Origin of the sequence: Tardisphaera saccharovorans, from assembly GCF_046635845.1 — an archaeon.
Lineage (GTDB): Archaea > Thermoproteota > Thermoprotei_A > Marsarchaeales > UBA168 > UBA168.
The window spans coordinates 112,541-136,544 of sequence record NZ_JAQQXN010000003.1; the positions used below are offsets into that span (position 1 = coordinate 112,541).

19 protein-coding genes are annotated in these 24,004 nt (G+C 53.5%); 2 read left to right on the forward strand and 17 right to left on the reverse strand.

The genetic code is table 11. From position 1 onward, the window contains the following. Position 1: 1 nt before the first annotated feature. Entirely contained in the window at positions 2 to 1,789 is a 1,788-nt protein-coding gene (gene tes / locus PRZ02_RS06080; RefSeq protein ID WP_449464945.1) for a tetraether lipid synthase Tes, read from the reverse strand. 56 nt (positions 1,790 to 1,845) lie between these two features. Continuing rightward, positions 1,846 to 3,336: a cytosine permease gene (locus PRZ02_RS06085; RefSeq protein WP_449464946.1), complete on the reverse strand. Its 1,491-nt coding sequence runs from the start codon at positions 3,334 to 3,336 to the stop codon at positions 1,846 to 1,848. An 82-nt stretch (positions 3,337 to 3,418) separates the two neighbouring features. Here PRZ02_RS06085 and PRZ02_RS06090 point away from each other — a divergent pair, with 82 nt between their 5' ends. Next, positions 3,419 to 4,756, forward strand: coding sequence for a dihydrolipoyl dehydrogenase family protein (locus PRZ02_RS06090; protein ID WP_449464947.1), 1,338 nt, complete (start codon positions 3,419 to 3,421; stop codon positions 4,754 to 4,756). Positions 4,757 to 4,778: 22 nt separating this feature from the next. Here PRZ02_RS06090 and PRZ02_RS06095 read toward each other — a convergent pair whose 3' ends face one another. The 6 genes from PRZ02_RS06095 to PRZ02_RS06120 are packed head-to-tail and all read right to left on the reverse strand — an operon-like array spanning position 4,779 to position 10,776. After that, the gene (locus PRZ02_RS06095) at positions 4,779 to 5,531 is read right to left on the reverse strand and encodes an ABC transporter permease (protein ID WP_449464948.1); all 753 of its coding nucleotides are present in this window, start codon (positions 5,529 to 5,531) and stop codon (positions 4,779 to 4,781) included. Then, entirely contained in the window at positions 5,516 to 6,385 is an 870-nt protein-coding gene (locus PRZ02_RS06100) for an ABC transporter ATP-binding protein (protein ID WP_449464949.1), read from the reverse strand. The genes PRZ02_RS06095 and PRZ02_RS06100 overlap by 16 nt, the downstream gene beginning before the upstream one ends. A gap of 46 nt (positions 6,386 to 6,431) precedes the next feature. After that, positions 6,432 to 7,040, reverse strand: a complete 609-nt coding sequence (locus tag PRZ02_RS06105) for a hypothetical protein (protein WP_449464950.1) — start codon at positions 7,038 to 7,040, stop codon at positions 6,432 to 6,434. A 21-nt stretch (positions 7,041 to 7,061) separates the two neighbouring features. Beyond that, entirely contained in the window at positions 7,062 to 8,897 is a 1,836-nt protein-coding gene (gene glmS, locus PRZ02_RS06110) for a glutamine--fructose-6-phosphate transaminase (isomerizing) (protein ID WP_449464951.1), read from the reverse strand. A 50-nt stretch (positions 8,898 to 8,947) separates the two neighbouring features. Then, positions 8,948 to 9,724: a hypothetical protein gene (locus PRZ02_RS06115; RefSeq protein WP_449464952.1), complete on the reverse strand. Its 777-nt coding sequence runs from the start codon at positions 9,722 to 9,724 to the stop codon at positions 8,948 to 8,950. A gap of 29 nt (positions 9,725 to 9,753) precedes the next feature. Next, on the reverse strand, positions 9,754 to 10,776 hold the full coding sequence (locus PRZ02_RS06120; RefSeq protein ID WP_449464953.1) for a GH12 family glycosyl hydrolase domain-containing protein: 1,023 nt from the start codon (positions 10,774 to 10,776) through the stop codon (positions 9,754 to 9,756). 93 nt (positions 10,777 to 10,869) lie between these two features. Between PRZ02_RS06120 and PRZ02_RS06125 the strand changes: the two genes are divergently transcribed. Continuing rightward, on the forward strand, positions 10,870 to 12,630 hold the full coding sequence (locus PRZ02_RS06125) for a DUF4434 domain-containing protein (RefSeq protein ID WP_449464954.1): 1,761 nt from the start codon (positions 10,870 to 10,872) through the stop codon (positions 12,628 to 12,630). Here PRZ02_RS06125 and kdgK read toward each other — a convergent pair. The 9 genes from kdgK to PRZ02_RS06170 form a co-directional block, all read right to left on the reverse strand. Beyond that, a complete protein-coding gene (gene kdgK / locus PRZ02_RS06130; protein ID WP_449464955.1) occupies positions 12,620 to 13,552 on the reverse strand; it encodes a bifunctional 2-dehydro-3-deoxygluconokinase/2-dehydro-3-deoxygalactonokinase in 933 nt (310 codons plus the stop codon). The genes PRZ02_RS06125 and kdgK overlap by 11 nt on opposite strands. Next, a complete protein-coding gene (locus PRZ02_RS06135; protein ID WP_449464956.1) occupies positions 13,549 to 14,418 on the reverse strand; it encodes a dihydrodipicolinate synthase family protein in 870 nt (289 codons plus the stop codon). The genes kdgK and PRZ02_RS06135 overlap by 4 nt, the downstream gene beginning before the upstream one ends. Continuing rightward, positions 14,408 to 15,604 (reverse strand): enolase C-terminal domain-like protein, encoded by a 1,197-nt coding sequence (locus PRZ02_RS06140; protein ID WP_449464957.1) that lies wholly within the window; start codon positions 15,602 to 15,604, stop codon positions 14,408 to 14,410. Before PRZ02_RS06140 ends, PRZ02_RS06135 begins: the two co-directional genes overlap by 11 nt. Positions 15,605 to 15,662: 58 nt before the next feature. Further along, on the reverse strand, positions 15,663 to 18,359 hold the full coding sequence (locus tag PRZ02_RS06145; RefSeq protein WP_449464958.1) for an ABC transporter substrate-binding protein: 2,697 nt from the start codon (positions 18,357 to 18,359) through the stop codon (positions 15,663 to 15,665). Positions 18,360 to 18,906: 547 nt separating this feature from the next. Further along, complete coding sequence (locus PRZ02_RS06150; RefSeq protein WP_449464959.1) at positions 18,907 to 19,455, reverse strand: hypothetical protein; 549 nt, start codon at positions 19,453 to 19,455, stop codon at positions 18,907 to 18,909. Between the two features lie 299 nt (positions 19,456 to 19,754). Beyond that, positions 19,755 to 20,798, reverse strand: coding sequence for an ABC transporter ATP-binding protein (locus PRZ02_RS06155; RefSeq protein ID WP_449464960.1), 1,044 nt, complete (start codon positions 20,796 to 20,798; stop codon positions 19,755 to 19,757). Continuing rightward, positions 20,795 to 21,808, reverse strand: coding sequence for an ABC transporter ATP-binding protein (locus tag PRZ02_RS06160; RefSeq protein WP_449464961.1), 1,014 nt, complete (start codon positions 21,806 to 21,808; stop codon positions 20,795 to 20,797). The genes PRZ02_RS06155 and PRZ02_RS06160 overlap by 4 nt, the downstream gene beginning before the upstream one ends. 6 nt (positions 21,809 to 21,814) lie before the next feature. Then, positions 21,815 to 22,762, reverse strand: coding sequence for an ABC transporter permease (locus PRZ02_RS06165; RefSeq protein ID WP_449464962.1), 948 nt, complete (start codon positions 22,760 to 22,762; stop codon positions 21,815 to 21,817). 11 nt (positions 22,763 to 22,773) lie between these two features. Next, positions 22,774 to 23,772, reverse strand: a complete 999-nt coding sequence (locus tag PRZ02_RS06170) for an ABC transporter permease (protein WP_449464963.1) — start codon at positions 23,770 to 23,772, stop codon at positions 22,774 to 22,776. Positions 23,773 to 24,004: the final 232 nt, after the last annotated feature.

Sequence of the window (24,004 nt, forward strand, 5' to 3'; positions counted from 1 at the left end):
GTCACCTCTTCACCCTTACCCCGAACTTCTCGCTGTTGGCCGTCGAGTCTACCACCGACGGAAGCTCCGGCCTCGCGAACGGCACTGGCTTTCCTCCGTTAACCGGAAGCGCGAAGTAGTCCACTATACCTCCATATACCTTCCTGTACAGCTCGCTTTCCTGGAGCTTCTTTACGTCCCTCTTGTACTTATCAGCGTCGTAACTCCAGTTCGGGTGCTGCTTCTTCCAAACATCTGCCGGTATGCTGTACTGCCTCTGTATCTTGTCCCTGTATATCTCCGGGAAGACGTTGAAAGTGCAGAACGGAAGCACCTCGCCATCTGGCATCGCGTAATGTATGTCGCATCTCTCCACCCTGGCTATGTCGTAGTTGTACTCGTCTTGGAAGTGCATGCTGCCCAAGAAAAGGGTCCTGTGATGAATAGCGCCGAGAGAGTTGAAGTCCTTGTTCACAAGGAAGTTCGTCAGAAGCTTTAAGAAGTTAACGGACTTCGGCTGCTTCTTCTCGTCTATGAACTTCCTCACGCCAAGCAAGACCTTGGCGGCCTTGATCTTCTTGCTGATGCGGTTGTCGTCCTTTATCTCCTCATATTCCTCTTTGAGGTACTCGTTAAGGCCCAAAACGTCAATGAACTCGGGTATCGGTATTATCCTCTTGTCGTCGTCAAGTATGACGTAGGTCCCCATGCCGCACGCGAAGTGGATCGACATGTCGTACATGTAGCGGCCCGTGGCCGCCTCAAGGAACTTATCAAAAGCCCCGGTGTACGGAACGCTATACCAGTCGTCCTTGTTTATGACACCATGCGTCTGCTCTTCCAGCTCCTTTATCATGCCGGGGATCGTGATCCTCATGCTCTCCCTCGCCTTATCGGGCATCCTTCCGACCAACGAAACGGGCTGGAAGTTCACAGCCCTCACCACGTCAAGGTGGTTAAGGGCGAAGTTCACCATGGCGCCCAGCTCTTGGTCATTTATACCCCTTATGACGGTCGGCACGAAAACTATCCCCAGCTCGGCCTTCCTGGCCGCGTCCAAAATGAAGGGTATCTCCCAGTGGTTCTTGGGGTTGGCCCTCATGCTTACCCCGTCAAAGCTGAGGTAGAGCGTGTTGACGCCCGCGTACCTCAACCTCACGGCGAGGTCGGGATTCAGACCAAGGTTTATACCTGTTGTGTTCAGCTGTACCTGCTCAAAACCGGCTTCCCTGGCGGCCTTCACTATCTCGACTATCTGTGGGTGCATGGTGGGCTCGCCGCCAGTGAGCTGTATGGCGTTGGGAGGAATAGGGCGCTGCGCCCTCAGGTTCGCGAAGAGCTTCTTAAACTCGTCTAGGGTCGGCTCGTAAATGGGCTCTCCCTCCTTGGCGTAGAAGAAGCAATACCAGCAATTCAAGTGGCACCTGTTTGTGATGACCACGTTTGCAAGGGCGGTATGCGACAGGTGCCTCTGGCACAGCCCGCAGTCGAAGGGGCAGTTCGCCCCCAGCGTGTCCGGAATGTAGTTGGGGTTCTCCAGTCCCCTTCCGTTGTACTGCAACTTGCTCATCTTGTCGTAAAGATAGTAGTCCTCCCAGTACTTCTCGATAAATAGGCCATGTTCAGGGCACTCCTTCCTTATCATCACGTAATCTCCGTCCCTGTAAATCACGCCGTCTATTATCCGCTTGCACACGGGGCATACCGTCTTCGTCCTTCCAAGCACAGGCATTTTCTCGAGCTCCTCTTTGTTCCTGTGATAAACCTCAAGGGAGGGCTCGCTTGGCCTTTCAGAACTAACTGTTTGCATAAGCTTCTCATGCCTGCTTATTTTAGGGTATTTGCCCAATAACCTTCTTATTTGTGTTAAGGCTTACTTTGCTCACTTTGCGACCAACGAAAGCCATACCTCATCGCCTTCGCGAGGAATAGGTACGTACCTCCTCCAGCAAATAAAGCCATGTACCATCCAAAATCGCTCAAGGGGCCAAATCCCAACAGCGCTCCGGATACCGGTATAGCGGCGCCTAGAGCCGTCGCCACCAAAGCCATAGCATTTATCCCGTTGTTATACCAGTAAGCCCCGCCCCTCAAGAAGAGGTCAGCCAGGGAGATCTTTCTCTTCCTTATTATCCAGTAATCAACCATCATCACGCCGGCCACGGAACCCAATGCGCTCCCGAGAACGTTTAGCGCGTTCAATATGTTTGTGGCGCTTGTGTACCAGTACCACGGGGCGAACGCCACGCCCACCAATGACGCCAGCACCGATGCCTTCCTCCAATTGAGCTTTGGGAAGAAGGAAAGCACGTCGTAAACTGGGGAGACGAGGTTTGCGGCAACGTTAACCCCGACGGTGGCCGCTATGAGCGTCACCCCTATGGCAGCTGAAATCAACTTGTTAGCCGACAAGAGGTACATTATGTTCACAGGATTAACGTAGGTTATGGCCTCTGAGGAGGGGATGTGAAACACGTATATCAGCGACGATATGGTTCCAGCCGCTACGAAAGAAAAGGCCACGAAGATCACGGGAAAGCCTATGGCTTGGCCTATTAACTGATCACGCTGTGACTTGGCAAACCGCGTGAAGTCCATTATGTTAAGTACCAGCGTCGAGTAGGCGCCGGCCAAAGAGGCTACCGCCAAGGCCATGGAGTAGGGACTAGCGCTGGGATGCGCCAAAGAAGACACGTAAGTTAGCGCCTGAAGCCCATGCGCTAGGTAAAGGCCATATGCCATCATGCCCACGAAGGACGCCAATATGACGGGTCCCAACACCAGCTCGAAGTACTTAACCTCCTTCATTCCCCTGAACAGGGCAAGCAAGTTGACCAGCCAGAAGGCCGCAAAGGAAATGGCCATGTTCAGGGGCATTCCGATCACGTTTTGAGTTAACGAAGACCACCACGGAAAGTAAAGTCCCATAACCGAGCTGATAAGCGTGGCACCGACGTAAGTCTGTATCGCGAAAAAGAAGAGGGCCGAAAATGCCCTCAACACTATGGGTATGTATGATCCCCTAATGCCGTATGAGGCCCTTATGCTCGTGGGAAAGGGTATACCCCACTTGGCTCCCATGTGGCCGTTGAGGTACATGGCCACGAGTTCCGTTCCATAGGCCAAAGCGGTGATCACGAGGGCAAGGATGGGGCCAAATTCGAAGGTAAGCAGCCCTGCTATCTCGAACTGCACCACGTTGTGGACCATGCCAGCCCATACGGTCGTAAAGCTAACCCAACTCCAGTCCCTCGACCTCTTTGGAACGGGAGCTAGGTTGTCGTTGAAGTACCGCTGATCTACGTTAGCCCTTCCTTGGCCGTAATCATCGAGATCCAAAGCGACTTCTTCCTTCATAACGGCGTTATTACATAGCTTTTAAGGCATTGGCATGTGCAAGCACAGCAATACACTTAATAACGCCATAATAAAGGCACGTATGTACGATGTTGTTTACTTGGGCGGAGGACCAGGAGGCTACGTGGGCGCGGTGACCAGCGCGTCTTTGGGAAAGAGGGTGGCTGTGGTGGAGAGGAAGAAGATCGGTGGGACGTGCGTTAACGTGGGCTGCATTCCCGCAGACGCGGCGCTTTCCAACGTGTCGCTTTCGCATTACTCCGGCAACGGTGGCTTCGCGTCGCCCATAAAGGTAGACTTCGCGCTCAACATAAAGAGGGCAAAGGAGATCTCCGAAAAGACCGCGGAGCTTGCGCAGTCAGTGCTGGACTCGCTGGGAGTTGATGTGATTTCGGGGAACGGTTCGGTTAAGAGCGGCGGGGTCAAGGTTAATGGGCAAGAACTAGAGGCAAGCTCGGTCGTCATAGCCACTGGCGCACGCCACAACCTAGCCCCCTTGAAGGGCGTAGACCCATCGAGGATACTCACCGTTGACAAGTTCTGGGAGCTGGAAGACGTCCCTCAAAGCGTCGTGGTCTACCAGGGAGGAGCTCCCTCCATACGCGGGCTCGAGATAGGGCAGTTGCTGGCATCCTCAGGGGCTGAAGTAATCGTGGTTGACGAAAACGATTCCCTATTTCCGCAGTTCGATCAAGAGCTCACGGGCGCATTAAGGCAAGCGCTGGAAAGCAATGGCCTAAAGTTCGACATGGGCGCAAAGGTCAAAGGCCTATCTGAAAATTCCATAAGTTATGAGGTTGAGAGTGCGGAAAAGCGGGTCGAGTTCGACGCCATAGTGCCGTCTCATGCCTGGCTTCCAAACACCGAAGGACTGGGACTGGATGGTCTGGGAGTAAAGACCAAGAACGGATTTGTGACCGTTGATGACCACTGCAGGACGAACTTGCCCTGGCTTTACGCGATAGGTGAGGCCGCCTCGTACAAGGGTGCCACCAGAGCGATGTACATGGGCAAGGCAGCTGCCCTTAACGCGGCGGGAATTGATTTCCCGGTTAACCACCAGCTACTTCCGTCAGGCCTCTACACCGTGCCCCAGTTCGCTGAAGTAGGACTCACCGAAAAGGCAGCGGTCGCTTCCGGCATCGATTACGTTGTTGGCACCTCGAACCTTGGCTATAACGAAAAGGCCATGGCCTTGGGTGCGACCGAAGGAATGGTCAAGCTCATATTTGACAAGAAGGGGAAGATCCTCGGAGGAGGACTCGTGGGATACGACGCTGAGGAGCTCATAAGCCACTTAGCGCTCGCGATAAAGCTCGGAGCCACGGCAAGGGACCTCGCTTACTCGGGATACGAGCACGCGACCGTGTCCGAAGCCATAGCAGACGCGTCCTCCAGGGCCCTTCTCAGCCTATCCTGACAGGGATTTTTCGCGCGTCTCCTTACTCATCAACCCATTTCATGAACTTTATGGCAAGCGTTGGATAAATAACCAGCTGAACGAGCACCGCGATCAATGAGAGAGGCGAGGCAGGTTGCAATCCGAGATACCACTGAGATAGAGCCGATATAGGAGTGGACGGAGATACGAGGAGAACGTAGAAGGCGTACTTGGGAAGATCGCCGTATGGGTAGTAAAGCGGAGGCAGAAGCGTCAAAAGCACGGACAAAAGACTTGATATTCCCCAGACGTTCCTCATGTGCCTTACGTGGCTAGCGATGAGCATTGCCATGGATGTCGACGACACGGAAAGCACAACCACCATGATCACGAGTATCCCGAAACCAGCCAAGTCATAAATGTGAAGTAACGCACCTAAGACCGCGTAAAGGATAAGACCGGGCAAGGAGTAAACTAAGTTACTCAGCATAAGTGCCGTTGCGTAGTCCATTGCCCTTACCCTTGAGGCCACTAACAAGTCCTGTATCTTAAGCTCCCTTCTCAAAAACACGAAATCCCCAACCGACGTCAAGGAGTTGCCAGAAACTATGCCCAATATGCCTCCCAGCACCCCGAATGCGAGATAAGCGCCGTGAGATATCACATATATGAAGAAGAGGAGCGACAGAGGAAGGCTGAGATATGACAACACGAAGAAAGGTCCCCTCTTCATGCCTGAGTAGCCGTAAAACCACGTGAAGGCCGCCACGAAACGCAGCCTTTGCCCTAGCTCGCTCGTCATCTGACTCTCCATTTCGCTCGCCCTCCTTTGGTGCCCGTATCCTCTGGCATCGCATCTTCTGGCGCCGCACCCATGGTTATCATGACGTCTTCAAGCCCCACTGGCCTTATTACTGCCCGCCCCACGAACTCTGATGCCCTGCTCTCATCCACGTATGAAATGTTAATGCCGCCAATCCTTATGTCGCCAACTCCCTCGACCCTCACCTTTCCCTTCAGCGGTCTCAACAACTCATCAGCCGTTCCCTTTACCACAAGTCTCCCTTTGTCCACAAGGAGTATCTCATCGCTGAGAGCTGCGGCCTCTTCCATGTAGTGCGTGGTAAGGATTATCTGCGAATCTAGCGACCTTATGGCCTGCCAAACCGAAAGCCTTGATATGGGATCAAGACCAACCGTCGGCTCATCCAAAAATATTACCTCAGCATTGGAGGCAAGCGCCATGGCCACGAACACCTTCCTCTTCATACCACCCGAGAGCTCGTCCGTTGGACGATCCATGAAGTCACCGAGGTCCAGCTCCTTTAGCGCCTTCCTCGCTGCAGCCGATGCCTCCGAGAAGGAGAAGCCCCTGGCCACTAAGTACATGAAGACGTGCTCGTAGGGGCTGGCCATCCCAGCGGTCTGGGCTTCCTGGGGAATACTGCACACGAGCTCCCTGACCTTCCTCGCCTCCGATATCACGTCGTACCCGTTTATTGAAGCGCTTCCCTTGGTTGGCTTCAGCTGCGTGGACAATATCCTCAAGAGCGTGGTTTTTCCCGCCCCGTTCCTGCCTAGTACAGTCGCGCGCCTCGACCCGATTGTTCCCGTGAAGTCTCTGAGAGCGACTTGCCCGTTGCCGTAAACTTTGGTTATCGAACTCATCTCTATCGTGGTGGCTTACCTCCAGCTGAGATTTTTATCAGCTGGATCACTCATCCATACCGAAAAAGCATTTCGCTAGGCCCGTCTTTCTCAGCGCGTTCTCCCAATCGACCTTTAGAAGCACGTAGCCCAGAACCACGAAGGCCACCGCAAAACTGGCAGAGAGATCGATAAGCGAAAGGCCAAAGCGCTTCGTAAAGCCTCCCAAGTAGAAAAGGCCTGCGAGTTCAACGGGGATCTCAAAGGCGCTCTTGGCAAGCTTTCCCGCCAAGGCCATGGCGTTCACCTTTAGCGCGGAGGCAGCGGCCACTCCACCTCCCACGTACAAGTAATCGTCAAGGGGAAGAACCGGCAAAAAAGCGAGCACGAAAACAGTGACGTAAAATGAGCGCTTTTTCGCGAACTTCTTAAGTAAGGAGACGTTCTTGTTGCCCGATAACGGCGTTCTCAGCCCTATCCCCAAGGCATACATGACGTTCTTCGATACCGACGCGCCAATAGCCGTGATCGCAATGGACTCAGCTACGTTCAGTGGGTTCACGCCGAACTGGTAAAGCATTCCCACGGCGATGAACGTGTAGGACGCACCGAAGAAGGGCGTGGCGTTGCTTAGAAACGAGACGACGAAAAGCCAGCCCAAATCTATGAGATCCACAAGATATCCCTTGCGAGAGCATTAAAACATGCCGTCTCGTTGAACCGTCACCGACTTCGCTAGGTTCCTGGGCTTATCCGGATCAAGGCCTCTCTTCACGGCAGTGTAGTAAGCCAGAAGCTGAAGCGGAAGCACGTAAGCAATGGGAGTGACTATGGGCAGCATCGGGGGCATGCCAACGTAGAAGTCGCTGAGCTCCCTCAGCTCCTTGTCGTCCTCCTCTCCGAAGGCTATTATCTGCCCACCGCGTGACTTTATCTCCATGACGTTGCCTATCATCACTTTTCTCGTGCTGTCCCTCGGAGCTATGAATATTACGGGAACGCCCTTTTCGATAAGGGCTATGGGACCGTGCTTGCTTTCACCTGCCGAGTAAGCGGTGGACGGTATGTAGGAGATCTCAAGCATCTTAAGCCTCCCCTCGTAAGCGGTTGCCGTGTTTATCCCTCTGCCCATGAAGAATATGTGAGGCGATTTGTAAAGCACGTCCGCGAGTTGCTTCATCTTGTCCGATGTGGAGGTGAGCACGCCTTCCACCAGCTTGGGGAGACCTTCCATGGCCTCCTCGTACTGGTCCATTTCCATCTGCGATAGCTTGCCGCGCTTCTTTCCCAAGTTCATGGCAAGCTTCATGTGAACTAGCAGCTGAGACGTGTAGGTTTTTGTGGCCGCGACCCCTATTTCGGGTCCCGATTGCTGGATTATATAAGCCCTCGTTATCCTCGTTATGGTAGACCCAACCACGTTTGTTATGGCCAGGACAGTGCTCGCCTTAAGCCTCGCGTAGCTCGCTATCCTGAGCACGTCGGCGGTCTCTCCCGATTGGCTGACCAAGAGAAGCGCTGAGTCAGCGTCAAGTGCCTTGCCGTACTGCTCCTCGAACTCGCTGGCAATGGAGGGTATCGTTGGGAGCGCTGACATGTAAGAGTACATGTAGCTACCCGCAAGGCAAGAGTTATACGAAGTACCGGCCCCCACCAAATACGTTACGCGGGCCCTGTCTATGAGCTCTGTCAAGACGTCGAGGTAGGGCTTTTGAAGATTAAGGGTATACCTTATGGATGTAGGCTGTTCCATTATTTCCTTGAGCATGTAGTGCTCGTAACCTCCTTTGCTTACCTGGTCAACGCTCATCTTCAGCTCCACTGGGTGCTTCTCCACCTTCGCCCCGTCGCCTATCCTGTATATTTCATACGAGTCAGGCGTTATCACCGCCATCTCTCCGTCGTCAAGCGGAATGATCTTGTTAGTGGAATCTATGAAGGCCACGGCGTCTGACGCGGCGTAATTCTCCCCGTTTCCCACGCCCAATAGAAGGGGGCTCTCGTTCTTAACTACCACGACCTTGTCAGGCTCCTTCTTACTGATTATGGCAAGCGCAAAGGACCCCTGCAACTCGCGCATGGCGCTCATAACGGCACTGACGAAGTCCATTCCCTGATTCACGTAGTCCTCTATGAGATGCGCTATTATCTCCGTGTCCGTCCTAGACCTGATCTCGTGATCCTTTTTAATTAGCTTTTCCTTAAGATCAAAGAAGTTTTCTATCACGCCATTATGAACGACCGCTATCTCGCCCTTGCAGTCAAGCTGAGGGTGCGCGTTTGTGACCGTAGGAAGGCCATGCGTAGCCCACCTATTGTGAGCTATGCCTATCTTTCCCTTCATCTCGTCAAAGTGCACGTTCTTGTCAACTTCCTCGAGTTTGCCCACTCCCTTCCTCACCATGAGCTCGCCGCCGCCAACCGTTGCCATACCGGAGGAGTCGTACCCCCCGTACTCCAACCTCTTGAGCCCAACCTTCAGGACCGGTGCCACATCGCGCTTGGAAGAAGCTATGGCAAATATTCTACACATAATGCAGGTTCTCCCAGCGCTTAAATACCTTTTGAGCTTTTGCCGAGCTGCTACGACGAGTTTTCCGGAGCGGAAGGCCCGGAAGCGTGTTCAGTTGACCCGCTACCCGTGTCCGATGTCGTGCTTGATGCCGAACTTCCCTCCTTTTCCGACCTAGCGCTCGACCCCCTGCGAGAGCCAATCCAGGCCACCAGTGCGGTTATCACCGCCGAAGCGGCGACCACCGCGGCCAAGTACTCATATGGCGCGTAGCTCGGCCCACGGACCACCACGTTGGTACTTACCAGTTCAAAGCTAAGAGGCTCTCCCGGGCCCAAGTATACCACTTCCTTCACGAGCATGCCCGTCCTCTGATCAAACCAATCCACGTTACCCTCCCCAAAGTTGACTTCATCTGTGACGAACTTTCCAGCTGGTACGTTCATGACAACGCCTGTGGTATCAGTTACGTTAGAGGGTGTGCCAGGGGGCAGCTTGCCAGCGTTAAGCATCCCCATGTAACTGGAGTTCAAAGCCGGGAAGCCCGTGGGATTCGAGAACGTGGCAGTGGTGCTCGTGCCATTCCGGTAAAACTCGCTTAGATTTCCATAAAAAGTGACGGAGATAAGGAACGTCTGCTGTTGCGCGTTGACGTCACTCACCTGATAGCGAACCTGTCCAGAGTACGTTAAGCTGCCAGTAAGGCCGCTCAGCGTGAAATTCATCTGGTAAACCGCGTATGCCCCATCAAAGGCGTACGCGGGAGCTGCTGCTCCAAAAACAAGAACAGGAGCGGCCGAAAGAAGCAGCAGCATCGCAAAAAGCGTACATTTAGCCAAACTTTTCATGCCCTACAACCGCATGAAGGCGTATAAATCTATCGAGCAACTCGCCCTATTACGACCTTCCAAGAGTAAAGCGTGTAGCCGGCCACAAGGGAGTTGGTCGCGCTGTAATACGTTTCCATTCCAACCTGAATGGCATTCAAGTAATATGTGCTGGGATTGTAAAAGCTGAGGCCAACCTTGGGAAGGATGGAAGATATGTCCTCGAGCAAATCCTTAACGGGAACTCCGACCTCACCCCTTGCCACCCCTCCCGCCGAGGGATATTCAAGGACAAAGTACACGCCCGCCCACCCGGTGGCGCTACCGGTGTGAGGCAGGACGTACACTTGATATTGGGCGGTGACGGTCGTGCCGTTGATTATGGTCGGGGCGCTTACCGTGCCCACGTTAACAAAAGGCTGCGAAAGCCCTGGTGATTGGCTGTACATCCATATCATGACCTCGATGTCCTTCGACCCCAAGCTCGTTATGTTCGGGTTGCTCGTTAGCCACATGTCGTAAGAGAAATCTCCAATGCTGCCTGCGTAAACGTAGGTCGAGTAATTCAAAACCGAGTAGAAGTTGGGAAGATCGGAAACGATCGAGGGAAGGGCCAGCACCTTTAGCTGCTCCGTGGCCGTCCCAAAGGGGAACCAGAGCTCTTTGCCGTACATCAAGCCGGGGTAACCTGTGACCTTTATATCGCTTATGTCGGTCACGTTGCTCAGGTCCATTGAAACCTGTAGCCTGTCGTCCCTGAAAATCATGTTAACCGAGCCGTTTGCCCCCGCCAAGTTCCACATAAAGGGCGACATCATGAGCGATAGGCCATCGCCCTTAACCTCAGCCATGGCGTAGTAGCTTTGGTTGCTAATCGTGACGAAGTGCTCTAGACTTGTGGACAGAAAGCTGAAACCCCCTTGAGCAGTTGAAAGCTCGTACGTCTCGTTGGTCCGCGGCGGAAATAGCGTGTAAACTTGCGGTTGCCTTGGTTCAAGAAGGTAGGGGCCGGCTGCCGCTCCTATCATAACTATAACGATAACCGCTATTAATGCCACAAAAGTTTTTCTCATGAATCTATCTCACTAATAACTAAAAAAGCTTGCGTCCCATCAAATAAAACGCTAAGCCCAGATACCCTTTTAAGTTCACCGAACACGTAAGTCATGTTTATCATAGGCCTAAACTATTGGAGCAAGAAGGGAGGCCCCCTCATGTGGAGGGAGTTTGACAGGCAGGTCATCCAAAAGGAGCTACAGCAGATATCGTCGCTTGGAGTGAACGTCGTTAGGGCGTTCACTTTCTGGCCCGACTTTCAGGACTCACCGGGTACCGTGAACGAGGGTTCCATGGAGGAACTAAGGGATTTCCTAGACATCGCGCAGGCGGCCGGCGTGAAGGTGTACCTCACCTTTATCGTGGGCCACATGTCGGGAGAGAACTGGGATCCGGCCTGGAAGGACAGGAGCTTCTTTGAGCTAGAGCACGAAACCGACTTTTACATCTCCACCCTCGTGAAGCGCTTCAAAAACCATCCCGCAGTAGGCGGGTGGATCTTGAGCAACGAGCTCCCCATATATGCCACCGATAAGAAGGAGGTAGTTACAAAATGGATAAGAAATACCGTAACCCTGATTAAGTCCATCGATCGTTCTCATCCCGTATCCACGGGCGATGGATATTGGGGAATTATCGCTCCCAGTAGTTTTGATCCTTTCGAGTACGCCGATCTCGTCGACTATCACGGCCCGCACACTTATACCCCAGATTCCGACGCCTATCGCCAGACGGTTTTTCCTCAGTTCGTGCTAAAGGCCTCTAAGATAAACAATAAGCCCGTGATACTCGAGGAATTTGGTGCGTCTTCCGTCCTGGGATCTGACGAACACATAGCTGGTTATTACAGGGCGCTGCTCTCGGGCAGCTTAGCGGCCGGCGCCTCAGGGGCATGGGGCTGGTGCTATTCCGACTTCGACCTCAAGAACCAAAGGCCTTACTCTCATCACCCTCACGAACTTGAGTACGGCGTCACGACCGTGGACTGGAAGGTAAAGCCGCAGGGCCTCGAGCTTCAAAAGTTCTCTCAGTTCTTAAGGGATTTTGGCGATGCAGCGCCAATCGAAGATGACGTTGGCCTTTTGATACCGTCCTACGTGCACGAGCAATACCCCTTTACATCGCAGCACGAGGCCTACGCGATCTCTTCCTCGCTTTTGTCGGCTTTCTGCATGTTGTTGCAAAACAGGATAAATCCGAGGGTGATGCACGAGCAGACCCTTAGCAAGCAGGTAATCGACGAGTCTCAAGCCTCTTACGGCTGGCCAAAGCTTCTCATCCTGCCCTATGCCATAAGGTACACCGCTAAGACCCAGGAAGCGCTGAGGAACTTCGTCGAAGAGGGAGGGTCGGTGATGCTCAGCTACGGGTTTAACTCGTGGTTTAACTTCAGATCCCTTGGAATAGAACACGACCTATTTTTCAACCACCCGGCCAGGCTGGAAAGCGTCTCAGTAGAGGTCGATGGCGGCTCCGTGAGGCTCTCAGCTGCCGAGGCTTTTCACGACCAATGGAACTACGACGCAAGCATCGCGCCAGTCAAGGGAGGAGATGTCCTCCTCTACTCCGGCGGCCTGCCAATACTTGTAAAGAACCAGCTCGGAAAGGGGAGGGTTTACTTCATCACGTTTCCGTTCGAGAGGTGGGTCGCAGCCAGCCCGTGGCCGTTCGAGTCGTCCGACCCGCATCTCATATACAAGCGCGTCCTCGGCCTAGAGGGATTCAAGGACAGGCATGAGGGTTGGAGCAAGTGGATACAGGCAGTTAGGTTCTCAAATGGAAAAGAACTCGTCATTAACCACTCATGGGAGAAGACGGCCGCCGGCGGCATGGAACTGATTCCCAAGGGCTACGCAGCCATCAACCCTTGAGCCCATCTATTGTTTTTTGGGCATCAGCTTCTGTGGGAATTATCTCGTTATCTCCCCTCACGGTAACCACCAAAGCTGAGGCAGCAACGGCATGTGCCAAAGCGTAATCAAGCGCTCTTCCGGCCATGTGAAGCGACACGAAGGTCCCCGCAAGCGCGTCTCCCGCACCCGTTGGATCCTCGACGCTGACCCTGTAACCCCTTTGAAAGCGCTGCTCCCCTTCGGCGAAGGCGTACGCTCCCCTAGACCCCACCTTGTACACTAGGACCTTAACGCCGAGCTTCCTGAACCGGGAGTAGACGGCATGGGGATCCCTTTCGCCTATCAAGATCTGGGAGTCATCGGGATCGGTTATAAGGTAATCGACGTCCGTTTGCGCCAGCAGCCCCATTATCTCACTTCTAGCCGTTTGCGCGTTCCAAAGTCTCAGCCTTATGTTTGTGTCGAAGGAGATCTTTTTCGCAATTTGGAAGGCGCGCCTCACGGCGGCCAACGCGCTCTCACTGAGAGCCGCCGTTATTCCAGTTGTGTGGAAAAGCTCAGCCGACGACACCAAGGAACGCTCAACGTCCGAAGGAGAAATGGAGCTCCCCGCGCTTCCGCTCCGGTGATAAACGAGCTCGCTCCTTCCAGGCACCGGATACCCCCTTTGCACGAAGTAAAAGCCCGTGTAGGAGCGAGCGACCTTCACCGCGCTAACGTCGATCCCCAGGCCCCGAGCATATTCCAGTATCTCGATCCCGAACTCGTCGTCTCCAACCCTAGCTATAAGGCTCGCATCGGCGCCGTTTCTCATCGCGGCAATGAGGAAGTTAAGCTCAGAGCCAGCCACGTGCTTCTCAAAGTACTTCACGTATCTAAGGGGTCCGCGGGTCATCGAGTTAAGCTGTATGAGGGGCTCTCCCACAGCCGCTATCCTCACTCCGACATCTCCTCCGCCTGCTCTTTGAGCGTGACCAACTGCCTTAAAAGCTGTTCGCGCTCATCCCGTCCCAATGGGAATATCGGCGGTCTGGGCCCTCTCACGTCGTATCCCATGAAGTAAGACGTGATGTCATAGATAGATGAAAGGTACCCGTACTTCCTTCCAAGCTCCACTATCTCATCTATGAGAAACTGTGCCCTCAGAAGGGAGTCCGTTTGACCCTTGCTAGCGCCGCGCTTCATCGTAAAAAAGAGCCTAGGGACGAAGTTCGCGGCGGAAGCCACGGTGCCATCGAGGACGAGCAGCGAAACGGCCGCAAGAAAGTCCGAGCCGTTGTACACCTTTAGAGAAGGCATTTTACGCCTGTATTCCAGGCTGTGAACCAGGCTTTCGCTCGTGTCCTTGATCCCAGCCACGGATAACTTGGATACGAAGTTCGGATCCAGGTCCTTTCCGGTCCCAGCGGGATAGTTGTAGATGTAGACCGGATGCTCGCTCAACTCCACGATGTTCTGAAAGTACTTCAGCAAGTGCGACTCCGGCAGCCTTTGATAGTAGTATGGGGCAAAAGAGGCTACCCCCATGATATCTCTTTCATTGCATCCTTTAACGAGCCCGATCACCTCATCCATGTTCAATCCTCCTATCTGAAGTATGATCCTGTTCGTTACGTCAGAGATAGAGCGAAGTATGGCAACCCTTTCCTGAAAGCTGAGCGAGGGACCTAAGCCAGTGGTCCCACAGACAAACACAGCGTCTGCACCCTGCTCCAAAATGGCCGTGACGTGCCTCCTCATGACCTCCAAATCGGGCGCCCCATGGGCAAACGGGGTCAGTACTGGCGCGATCACCTCACAAACCATCTCGATCCCTCCAAGTTCCCCTGACTACCCAGACGGGCTCATCGGCAACGTCCACCGCCCTGGGCTCAAGCTTGAGCTCGTCCAGCAGACCTTCATTAACCTTCACACCAAGCCCTGGTCCATCTGGCACCCTTACCTTGCCGTCTTCGATGGGTGTCGAGTCGTAAATCAGGCGCCTCTTCCAATCGGGATACCACTGGTAGAACTCCTCGAGAGCGAGCAAGTTCCTCGCCGTCGAAGCCAGCTGAAGCCACGCGGCGTTCTGAATGGGGCCAAAGGCATTGTGCGGCGACACGGTAACCCCGAAGGCATCTGCCAAGTCCAAGATCTCCTTAGCTCCGGTAATCCCTCCCACGTTGCACACATCAGGCTGAAGCACGTCAACTAGGTGCTCCTTCATAAAGAAAAGGGCCTGACTCGGCGTCAGAATTCTTTCTCCAAGGGCGATGGGTAGGTTCACCCTACTCCGATACTTCATGAGCCCCTCGTAGTCATCCGGGTGCACCGGCTCCTCCATAAAAAGGGGACTGTACTTCGCAAGCCTTTCCGCGATCGATATGGCAGCCGTCGCGGAGAACCTTCCGTGGTGTTCTATCATAATAGAGGACCCTCTTTTTGAAGCTACTTCGGCCACGGCTGCAACTCTCATCTCCGCTGCGCTTAACGATCTATCGTCAATTAGGTCATATGCCGCACCAAACGGGTCGAACTTCAACGCAAAATAGGGGGAACCGGATAGGGCTACCTCGGCCTTCTTTGAGAAGTCATCCGGTGTAGCGCACCCAGCATACCAGCCATTCGCGTAAGCGGGCACGTAGTTTCTCAGCTTCCCGCCTATGAGTTGGGAGACAGGAGCCCCGAGCTCCTTCCCCAAGACATCCCAGGAGGCCATATCTATGGAGCTCAGAGCGGTTACGGACTCAACCGACATCGGAAGATAGAAGTCATGCCTGACGACTTCCGAGTAGTTCTGACGTATACGTTCAACCTCTTTCCCAACGTAAAGCCTCCCTATCTGTTCAATAGATGCGTTAACCACGGCCGGTCTGAGCGTCGGCAGCGCCTCCCCATAACCCACCTCTCCGGTGGACGTGATCAGCTTCACAACTATACCGTAGGAGGCCCACGTGGCCGACCCCATGTTGGCGTCCCCAATAACGTAAGCCTTTATATCCGAAACTTTCATGCTCACAAAGCCAGCTCAACATTTACGGATTACGTTACATAAAGAAAAAAAGAGGGTTTTATTTTTGCTGCTGTGGCTGTGACTGCGGTCCCTTCTTGCCGCGCCTGCTGAGGGCGAGCACTGCCGCCACCACCACTATCACGACTATCACTCCCGCCACAATAGCGTAGAGCGTCGCGTTGCTGGTCGTGGGAGTTGTGGGAGGTGGCGTAACGGTTGGCATCGCGGTGACGTTCAGCGATACCGTGTTGGAGGTTATGGAGGGCGCCGAAACCAGGTTGGCCATGAGCGTCTCAACGCCAACGGTGGAAGGCGTGTAGGTGAAGGAGGCCTGGCCGTTGGTTCCCGTCGTCGAGGTGCCAATACCGGCGCCGTTGGCGAAGAAGCCAACGGAGTAGCCCGAAGCGGGAGTGCCGTTCGGGAACGTGGCCGTTGCCGTAAGGACCACAGGAGAGCCCTGTATAACTGAGGACTTGCTCACGGACAGCGACAGGGTCGGGTATACCTTCGTCGGGGTTATGGTGGTTGGCTTCTCAACGGTTATGGCTACCGGTGAGGCCTTCACCGAAGGGGCGTAGGCAAGATAGGCAACTATGCTCTGCGTGCCAGGCGATGTAGGCGTGTAGGTGAATGAGGCCTGACCGTTGGTTCCCGTCGTGGTAGAACCTATCTCGGCACCGCTGGCAAGGAAGTCAACGGTGACGCCCGATGCCGGAGTGCCGTTGGCGTAGGTAACGGTTGCCGTGAGCGTTGTGGAAGTACCCGCAGTGAGCGTTGTGGGGCTAACGGTCAACGAGACCTTGGCGGTGGAGAGGGCGCTTGCAGTGTAGTGGGCGGAGTAGGACAGCGGCAGACCGAGGAAGGCCGCGAACTCAGGTGCAAGCGAGTCGGTGGCTATGGCCTCAGCAAGGGGAGACTGAACTCCTGGAGGCGTTACGCCGAATATGGTTGGCCAGTAGAGCACCGAGTCAGCGTTAACCATGCCGGGACTTATACCGGGATACACTATTGTAGCCTGGCTGTAAACCGGTAACTTAAGTATCCATGAGGTGTTGAAATCGCTCGTCGACAGCGCGATGCCTGCGTACTTGGACTCTAGCGGAATTATGGGCATTTGTGTGCTTAGGAAGGCAACTAGCTCCAGCATCGTTTGGTTGTACTGCGCGCTCATCGGGGCCGCCGACTCAAGCTGGCCGTACCAGCTGTTGAAGTTGAATATGCCCTTTGTGCCATTCGGGTACACTATCGGATAATTGTTTGTGGTAAGCCAGCCGTTGCCAGACGTGTACTCCATGTTCCACCACCACCAGCCCATCGACCATGACGTAGCGTAAGCCTTCTGGAATCCCCAGTATATCAAGGCTAGCTCAAAGTCACCGCCCGGCAGCATGGTCCCAAAGTAGGTACCAACGTCATCAGCAAACGTCTGCGTCGGTATTCCGAAAGTGGTTAACTGAGAGGCAGCGTTCTCAAACATGGTACTGACGTCCGTCCAGCCTCCGGGAAGCTGCATGCTCAGAGTGAAGGGCTTTCCGTTTGGCATGTACCACTGCCCGTTCTTCTTGGTAAAGCCAACGCTCTCAAGCAGCTGAGCTGCATAAGAGGGGTTATAGGTGAGGTTTGTCATGTCTTTCTCCAGCCAGCTGGGAAGTGAAACGTAACGAGCCCACATTCCCGGCTGGTTCCACGGCACCCAAAGGTTGATACCATAGGCATTCCATGAGTCAACTACCTCAGTCCTGTTTATGGCGTAAGCGAGCGCAAGCCTTACGGTGCTTATGTTGAGCGGGTACACTCCGGGGTTTATAAGGATTCCCCAGTTGCTGTAGTCTGGCATGGGCAGAACCTGGAAGCCAGAGGTCTCCAGTACCTTGAACTGAGCTGGGGAGAAGCCGGTTTGCGACCAATCTACCTTACCAGCGAGCATCCCGTTCATGGTTTGTCCGTTTCCACCGGTCCACCATATGATGATTTCTGGGTTGTAGTCCTGCCACGTGTGATATGGGTAAACGGCTGCCCACTCGTTCAGCAGGTTCTGCGGGTCAAGGTGCCAAACTACGTATGGTACCGAGACTGTATCGTAGTAAGGCCCAAGGAACCAAGGAGCAGGAACAAAGTGCTCCACGTTGCTAGCATCGGCAACCGCTTCGGTGGAGTTCATCTTGGTGACGTTGGCGAGAACTGGTTTCCAAACCTCGTAAGGAGTGGACATGATCGTTTGCACCAGAATGTTCGGAAGAGTAGGGGCCCACGAGTTGAGCGTGAACTCGATCGTGTAGTTATTTAAGACGCGTATTTTGCTGTAATTTAGGTATGGTGAGTATCCCTGGAACACCTTGGCCTCTATGTAGAAGTAAGTGTAGACGTCCCACGCGGTAAACGGCATCGTGGCAGATCCATTGTACCAATTAAGCCCCTTCCTTAGATAGAGGATGAAGCTGTCATTGGACGGGAACTCAGATATGCCCGTCGCAAGTCCAGGCAAGAAAGCGTTTGTGATGCCATCATACCACATAAGCGGGGGGTCAGAAGTCTGTATATTCGTGGTTATGAAGTTATTAGCAGCAAAAACGTTCCATACAGGCATCGACGGAGAGTACAGTAAAGTAGAGTTGTTTGTGGTTATTATCTGCGGGGCCTTCTGGGCTGAAACAGGCGCGATGAAGCCGCCCATCGCGAGGCTGCTGAGCAAGAAGACCGCTACCGCAAAGTAAGCCGCAAGTTTTTTAAGGAAATTCCTCAATTTATTCCTCAATTAATAAGGGCTAGATACATTTAAGGATAACGCGTTCTACCACAAGCCTTTTGACCGATTTATAATTAAGACCGAATTCTTTACTTAAACTTATAAATCGATCAACTAGCTTGATCGAGCGCAAAATTTAGTCATAATTGTTTATCACGAGTTTATCAATAAAATAACGCCAATAAACCTCCCATGCAAAAGCCAATATCACCTTGAATTCTAAGAGGACAAGAAAGAGCCGACTTGAAAGCTTCGTACGCGGGAAGAAACTTAGGGTTAAATGGGGCAAAGAAAGATGAAAACCTAGCTTACCGCGAGCACTGCTCGCAAACGGGCAAAACCATGTCATAAAAATGCCCTAGCCATCGTTCTGCTGGTCCGCATTGTGGTCTGCGGCGAGCCGCTTCTCACTCAGCGGACATTATCAAAGGGTCGATGGCATCAAGGCGATGAGACCCCAAAGTCGTTGAACTCACATGCCGTTCACCGCATGAATCCCGAGGCGACCAATGAGCCCGCAGCGTAGCGCGCCCATCGCTTGCGAGACGCCGGAAACTTAAACCTCATGGGCAGATTGCTGCAGCCTTAAGGATTCCGCTTGTCCGTTAAGTCTAATTATCAGGTATGCCTCCACGAAGCTCAACGCCGAACCAACGACCAGCATAAATGGCTCTAAGGATGTAACCACTATTTCAGGTAAGGGCTTCCTCAATAGTCCGTTCACGACCGCTATTGGAACGTGAACCACGAGCAAGACGATGGCAGGTACAATACCAGCAAACGCAACCTCCAGGTACGCCCATCCCTTGCCGTCCAGCTGCTTTAGCAACTTGTAGTTCTTCGCTTTAAGCGCGTACCTCATGCTTCCCATGTGCCTGTACACGAGATAAGCTGGAATAACAAAGACCGCGAAAACGGCAAAGTAGGTCAGTCCATAAAGCGTGATCACGTCTCCCAGCATCCAGGGGGTTATGAACAAGCCTACCGCGAATACAGCGAAGAAGTAAGCAAAACCCACGGCCCACGCAAAGAAGACGAGAAAGCCGATCACCCTTGCCCAGTGAACCGCATGCTCCAATTGGGCTAGGGATTCCTTTGATTCCATAGTAAATCGGGTCCGTGCATATTTAAGTTTAGCTACAATAGGGCCCTGCGACCGCCAATGCCCGCCGAAAAGCATGGTCAGCCCCCTTCTGGGTACCCGCCCTCTTAGCGCCATTACGCTTTGCTTTCCCTCCTTATGTCATAAACCACGAACGCAAAAAGCCCTACCCATATAACGAGGCCTATTTCCGCCAGAGGGAGGCTAGGCGATCCCGGTGGCATGAAAATAAACGAAAAAATAAGCAAGAATAAAAATGTCATCAAAAATCCAAAAAAGAACCTGCCGGTTTGAGGGTCCAATTACTTCGCCGCGCTCTCGACAGGGGTCCCTTCAACGTTCGGATAAAGGAAGCAGGCAACCTGTTCGTCTCCCACTTGCGAAAGCTTCGGCCTTTCCTTCCTGCACCTGTCGAAGGCAAACGGGCACCTATCGCTGAACTTGCATCCCGGTGGCGCGCGGCTTGGGTCGGGTGGGTCCATCCTCGTGAGCTTCATGAGCTGCTTGCTCCTGGACTTCTTGGGATCTGGCTCCGGTATCGCCGAAAGCAGGGCCTTCGTGTACGGATGCATCGGATCCTTGAGAACTCTTTCTGCGGACCCGAACTCAACCACCGACCCTAGGTACATCACGGCGATCTTTCCAGTCTTCCCAGCTATGTAGTACGCCATGCCAAGGTCGTGGGTTATAAAGAGCATGCTGAGGTCCATCTTTCTCTGAAGGGTCATCATGGTGTCCAGTATTCCGAGCCTCAGCGACGCATCCAACATGGTTATGGGCTCGTCCGCAACCACGAACTCTGGCTGCAAAAGCATCGCCCTTGCTATGGAAACCCTTTGCCTTTGCCCACCGGAAAGCTCGAAGGGGTACTTTTCGGCGTAGAACTCCGCGGGTATGAGGCCCACTTCCTCGAGCATCTTGTAAACTGCTTCCCTTTCCTCCTCTTTGCTTCCCGCTAAGTGATGCGCCCTCAGGGGAAGGGCCAGCACGTCGTACACGCTCTTGTACGGGTTAAGGCTTGAATACGGATCCTGATGGATTATCTGAGACTTCATCCTGAAGTCCATGAACTCGTCTTTTGTCATCCTCCAGACGTCCTTCCCATGGAAGTAGATGTGGCCGCTGCTGGGCTTTATGAGACCTATAAGGGTCTTTCCAAGGGTCGTCTTACCGCTTCCCGACTCCCCTACAAGGGCTACCGTGCTTCCCCTCTCTATCAACACGGAAATATCGTCAACGGCGTTGAACGGTATGTGACCAAACAGTCCCCTCTTGGCCTCGAAGGTCACCGTCAAGTGCTCTGCCGCAATCGTTCCCCTTTCCCTTATCAGCTCTTCCTCGCTCACTTGGGATCACCCTCCACTTCGACGTTCCTTATCTTGCCAACCAACTGGTCGGCGTGTATGCAACTGCTCATGTGAGATCCCTTCACGGCCTTAAGGTTCATCTCTGCTCCAAAGCACTCTTGCGTCGCCAGCGGGCAGTTAGTGGCATAGGGGCAGCCGGTTGCCGAAGCAGTCTTAAGCATCTGAGGCCTCTCCCTCACAGCCCTCCCTATCATGGGGAAGGAATCTATGAGCATTTGCGTGTACGGGTTTAGCGGCTCATAGAATATCTCGTTTATGTTCCCCTTCTCCATGGGCGTGCCGCTGTAAAGCACGAGTACCTCATCTGCGGTGTCGGCTATAACGGAGAGGTCGTGCGTGATCAATATGATCGAGGTGTCGTACTTATCCCTTATCTCCTTAACGAGGTCAAGTATCTGCCTCTGCGTGAGCGCGTCGAGCGCCGTAGTGGGCTCATCGAGTATTATGAGCTCAGGCCTCAGCAGAAGTGCAAGAGCTATCATAACGCGCTGTTTCATCCCTCCAGAAAGCTGGTGCTGATATGAATTGAGCACGCGGTCTGGATTAAGCCTGACCGAGGTGAGCAGCTCCCTGGCCATCTGCTCTATTTTCTTTTTGTCCTTTATTCCATGTGCCTGCGCAGTATCCATGAAGTGCTCCCTCACGGAAAGCACTGGGTTAAGGGAGTTCATGGCCCCCTGGAAGACGAGCGAAATGTGATTCCAGCGGAAGTCCTTCAACTGCTCGTTGTTAAGCTTCAGCACGTCTATGGCCTTCCCCTTGTCGTAGAACGTTATGCCTCCCTTTACAACCGCATATCCGGGCAGCAGCCTCGTTATGGCAAGAGCTGTAGTGCTCTTTCCGCTACCCGACTCCCCTATGAGCCCGAATATCTGTCTCCTCTTGACGTCAAACGACACGTTCTTTACGGCATTGACAAGGCCTATGGAGGTAGCGAAGCTGACGCTTAGGTTCCTTACCGACAACACCGTTTCCGAGCTTTGCGACATAATCTCTCACTTCTTGTTTCTGGAAGCGGCTATCATGTTCTCCGCCTCCTTCCTCTTCTGAGGATCGAACAGCCTGTCCGAGGCGTTTGCGGTGAATATGAAACCCATCAATATTATGGTAGATATGACCATGATTATGAGGAGCGGTACCGTCCCCTTCCACGTGTAGACCGATGCCTGCTGGAATATGGCAACGTTTACGAGCACCCCCCAGTTTATCGTGGTGTAGGGCAGTATTCCAAGGAATGCCAACCCCATGGAGCCGTAGATACCACCGTTCAGGGATAGCATGAAGTTCATGAACACGTAAGGCATTATGGCTGGCATTATGTCGTTTGAAATTATGCTCCAGGAGCTCAGGCCCAGCGCCCTTGAGGCTTCCACGAAGTCCTTGGCCTTGTTCGCTATGGCCACGGACCTTATGGCCCTAGCTAGCCCAGCCCAGCTGAGAATCCCCAATATGAAGCCCAGCGTCACCGGCCCGGCGTTTCTGAATATTATGGCCAGTATCAACCATAGGGCGAATGAAGGTATGGTAAGCAATATGTTGAACACGAAGTTCAGGGTCATGTCGACCCACCCTCCCAAGTATCCCGCGAGGAGCCCTAACAGCACCCCTATGCCTACGGTCAGTATCGCGGCGATCAGCCCCACTATCATGAAGTACTGAAGGCCCCATATGATGTCAAGGAGCATGGGAGAGCCCAAGTAGTCGCCGCCGAGTATGTACCACATGTTCGGCTTCGTGCCTGGAAGCTCGCCCTCGTACAGGGTGTTCTGCCAACTCGGCCCCGGGTAAGGGAAAATTGGAGCTATGAGCGCTATTATGACCACGGTCGCGAATATGGTGAACCCTATCTTTCCCTGCGTGGTACTGGTTATCAGCTTCACGGAAACGTAAAGCGAGGTAAGGAGGTCCTTGAACCTCTCCGATAGGCTTCTCTGCTTGCTCACTTCCTCTCACCTCACTTGCCCCTCACCCTGGGGTCTATGAGGCCGTAGCCCACGTCGGCAACGAAGTTGCCGATTATGACGGCCACTATTATGATCAGAAAGGCCCCAATGGTGAGCTCGTAATCCCTTGCCCCTGCTGCTGTGGTCAGCAGGTATCCGAGGCCAGGAACGTCAAATATGGTCTCTATGAATATGGAGGAACCGAATAGCAGGCCATAGGAGTACATCAGCGACGTGAACTGAGGGAGGAGGGCGTTCCTGCCCACGTACGAGAAGGTCATTCTGTTGCCCGAAACCCCTCTAGCCTTCGCGACCATTATGAAGTCCTCCTTCATCAGGCTCGTGGCTATAGCCCTCGTCCCGAACATCCACCCCGGGAAGAGCATCAGGTAAAACGTCAGTATGGGCAGCGCCAGGTGCCATGCGACGCTCGAAATGTAAGCGAAGTTGAGACCTGGGCTAACTCCGAGGCCATAGGCTCCCGAAAGCGGGAACCAGTGAAGGTCAACCGCGAGCACTATCAGAAGCAACAGCGCGAGCATGTAGTTCGGGATCGACTGGAAGAATGACATGAGCCCCGATATTACCGCGTCGAGGGCCTTGCTCGAAGTGGAAGCCGCAACCAGTCCCAAGAAGAAACCAGTCACGAACGCGAGGGTGAGAGAAACCAGCACTATGATGATGGTCCAAGGGGCCGCTGCGGCAACAACGGGCGAAACCCTGGAGGCATAAACGACCGAGTACCCTAGGTTCCCATGGAAGAAATTAACGATCCACGTGAAGTACCTCCCCAACACGCCTTCAGAAGGGTTGTAGCCTGCTAGGGCAGCTGCCTCAGCTTCAGCCTGGAGCTCCGGCATACCGCTCCTCAAAAGCCCCTGTAATATGATGATGTAGGGGTTACCCGGCATCGCCAAAATCAGGAAGAAGGACAACGTGATCGCGAAGAATAGCTCGAGAAATAGATAGATTACCTTCTTCGCAATCCAAATCAGGTTTTGCGTATCCATAATATATGGTGTTTCGAAACTTTTAAGCATAGCTCAATGGTTTCCATATTGACTGTGAGGGCGAAGAAGGGCAGGGTCACGAACACCGTGAAAGCCAGACATAAGTGCAAGATCGCGAACACCCATGACTAGATCACCTCCTATGGGAGGCGCACGCACAGGTGACCGAACTCAGCGCCCTTGATACGCGTCCCACCGCTCCTCGCTTGCTGCCTAACCCTAGTAAGCGCGA

What these genes read in the sequence shown, in the direction of transcription:
- tes (WP_449464945.1), bottom strand. Translation starts at nt 1,789, where the DNA reads ATGCAAACAGTTAGTTCTGAAAGGCCAAGCGAGCCCTCCCTTGAGGTT.
- PRZ02_RS06085 (WP_449464946.1), bottom strand. Translation starts at nt 3,336, where the DNA reads ATGAAGGAAGAAGTCGCTTTGGATCTCGATGATTACGGCCAAGGAAGG.
- PRZ02_RS06090 (WP_449464947.1), top strand. Translation starts at nt 3,419, where the DNA reads ATGTACGATGTTGTTTACTTGGGCGGAGGACCAGGAGGCTACGTGGGC.
- PRZ02_RS06095 (WP_449464948.1), bottom strand. Translation starts at nt 5,531, where the DNA reads ATGGAGAGTCAGATGACGAGCGAGCTAGGGCAAAGGCTGCGTTTCGTG.
- PRZ02_RS06100 (WP_449464949.1), bottom strand. Translation starts at nt 6,385, where the DNA reads ATGAGTTCGATAACCAAAGTTTACGGCAACGGGCAAGTCGCTCTCAGA.
- glmS (WP_449464951.1), bottom strand. Translation starts at nt 8,897, where the DNA reads ATGTGTAGAATATTTGCCATAGCTTCTTCCAAGCGCGATGTGGCACCG.
- PRZ02_RS06115 (WP_449464952.1), bottom strand. Translation starts at nt 9,724, where the DNA reads ATGAAAAGTTTGGCTAAATGTACGCTTTTTGCGATGCTGCTGCTTCTT.
- PRZ02_RS06120 (WP_449464953.1), bottom strand. Translation starts at nt 10,776, where the DNA reads ATGAGAAAAACTTTTGTGGCATTAATAGCGGTTATCGTTATAGTTATG.
- PRZ02_RS06125 (WP_449464954.1), top strand. Translation starts at nt 10,870, where the DNA reads ATGTTTATCATAGGCCTAAACTATTGGAGCAAGAAGGGAGGCCCCCTC.
- PRZ02_RS06135 (WP_449464956.1), bottom strand. Translation starts at nt 14,418, where the DNA reads ATGGTTTGTGAGGTGATCGCGCCAGTACTGACCCCGTTTGCCCATGGG.
- PRZ02_RS06140 (WP_449464957.1), bottom strand. Translation starts at nt 15,604, where the DNA reads ATGAAAGTTTCGGATATAAAGGCTTACGTTATTGGGGACGCCAACATG.
- PRZ02_RS06150 (WP_449464959.1), bottom strand. Translation starts at nt 19,455, where the DNA reads ATGGAATCAAAGGAATCCCTAGCCCAATTGGAGCATGCGGTTCACTGG.
- PRZ02_RS06160 (WP_449464961.1), bottom strand. Translation starts at nt 21,808, where the DNA reads ATGTCGCAAAGCTCGGAAACGGTGTTGTCGGTAAGGAACCTAAGCGTC.
- PRZ02_RS06170 (WP_449464963.1), bottom strand. Translation starts at nt 23,772, where the DNA reads ATGGATACGCAAAACCTGATTTGGATTGCGAAGAAGGTAATCTATCTA.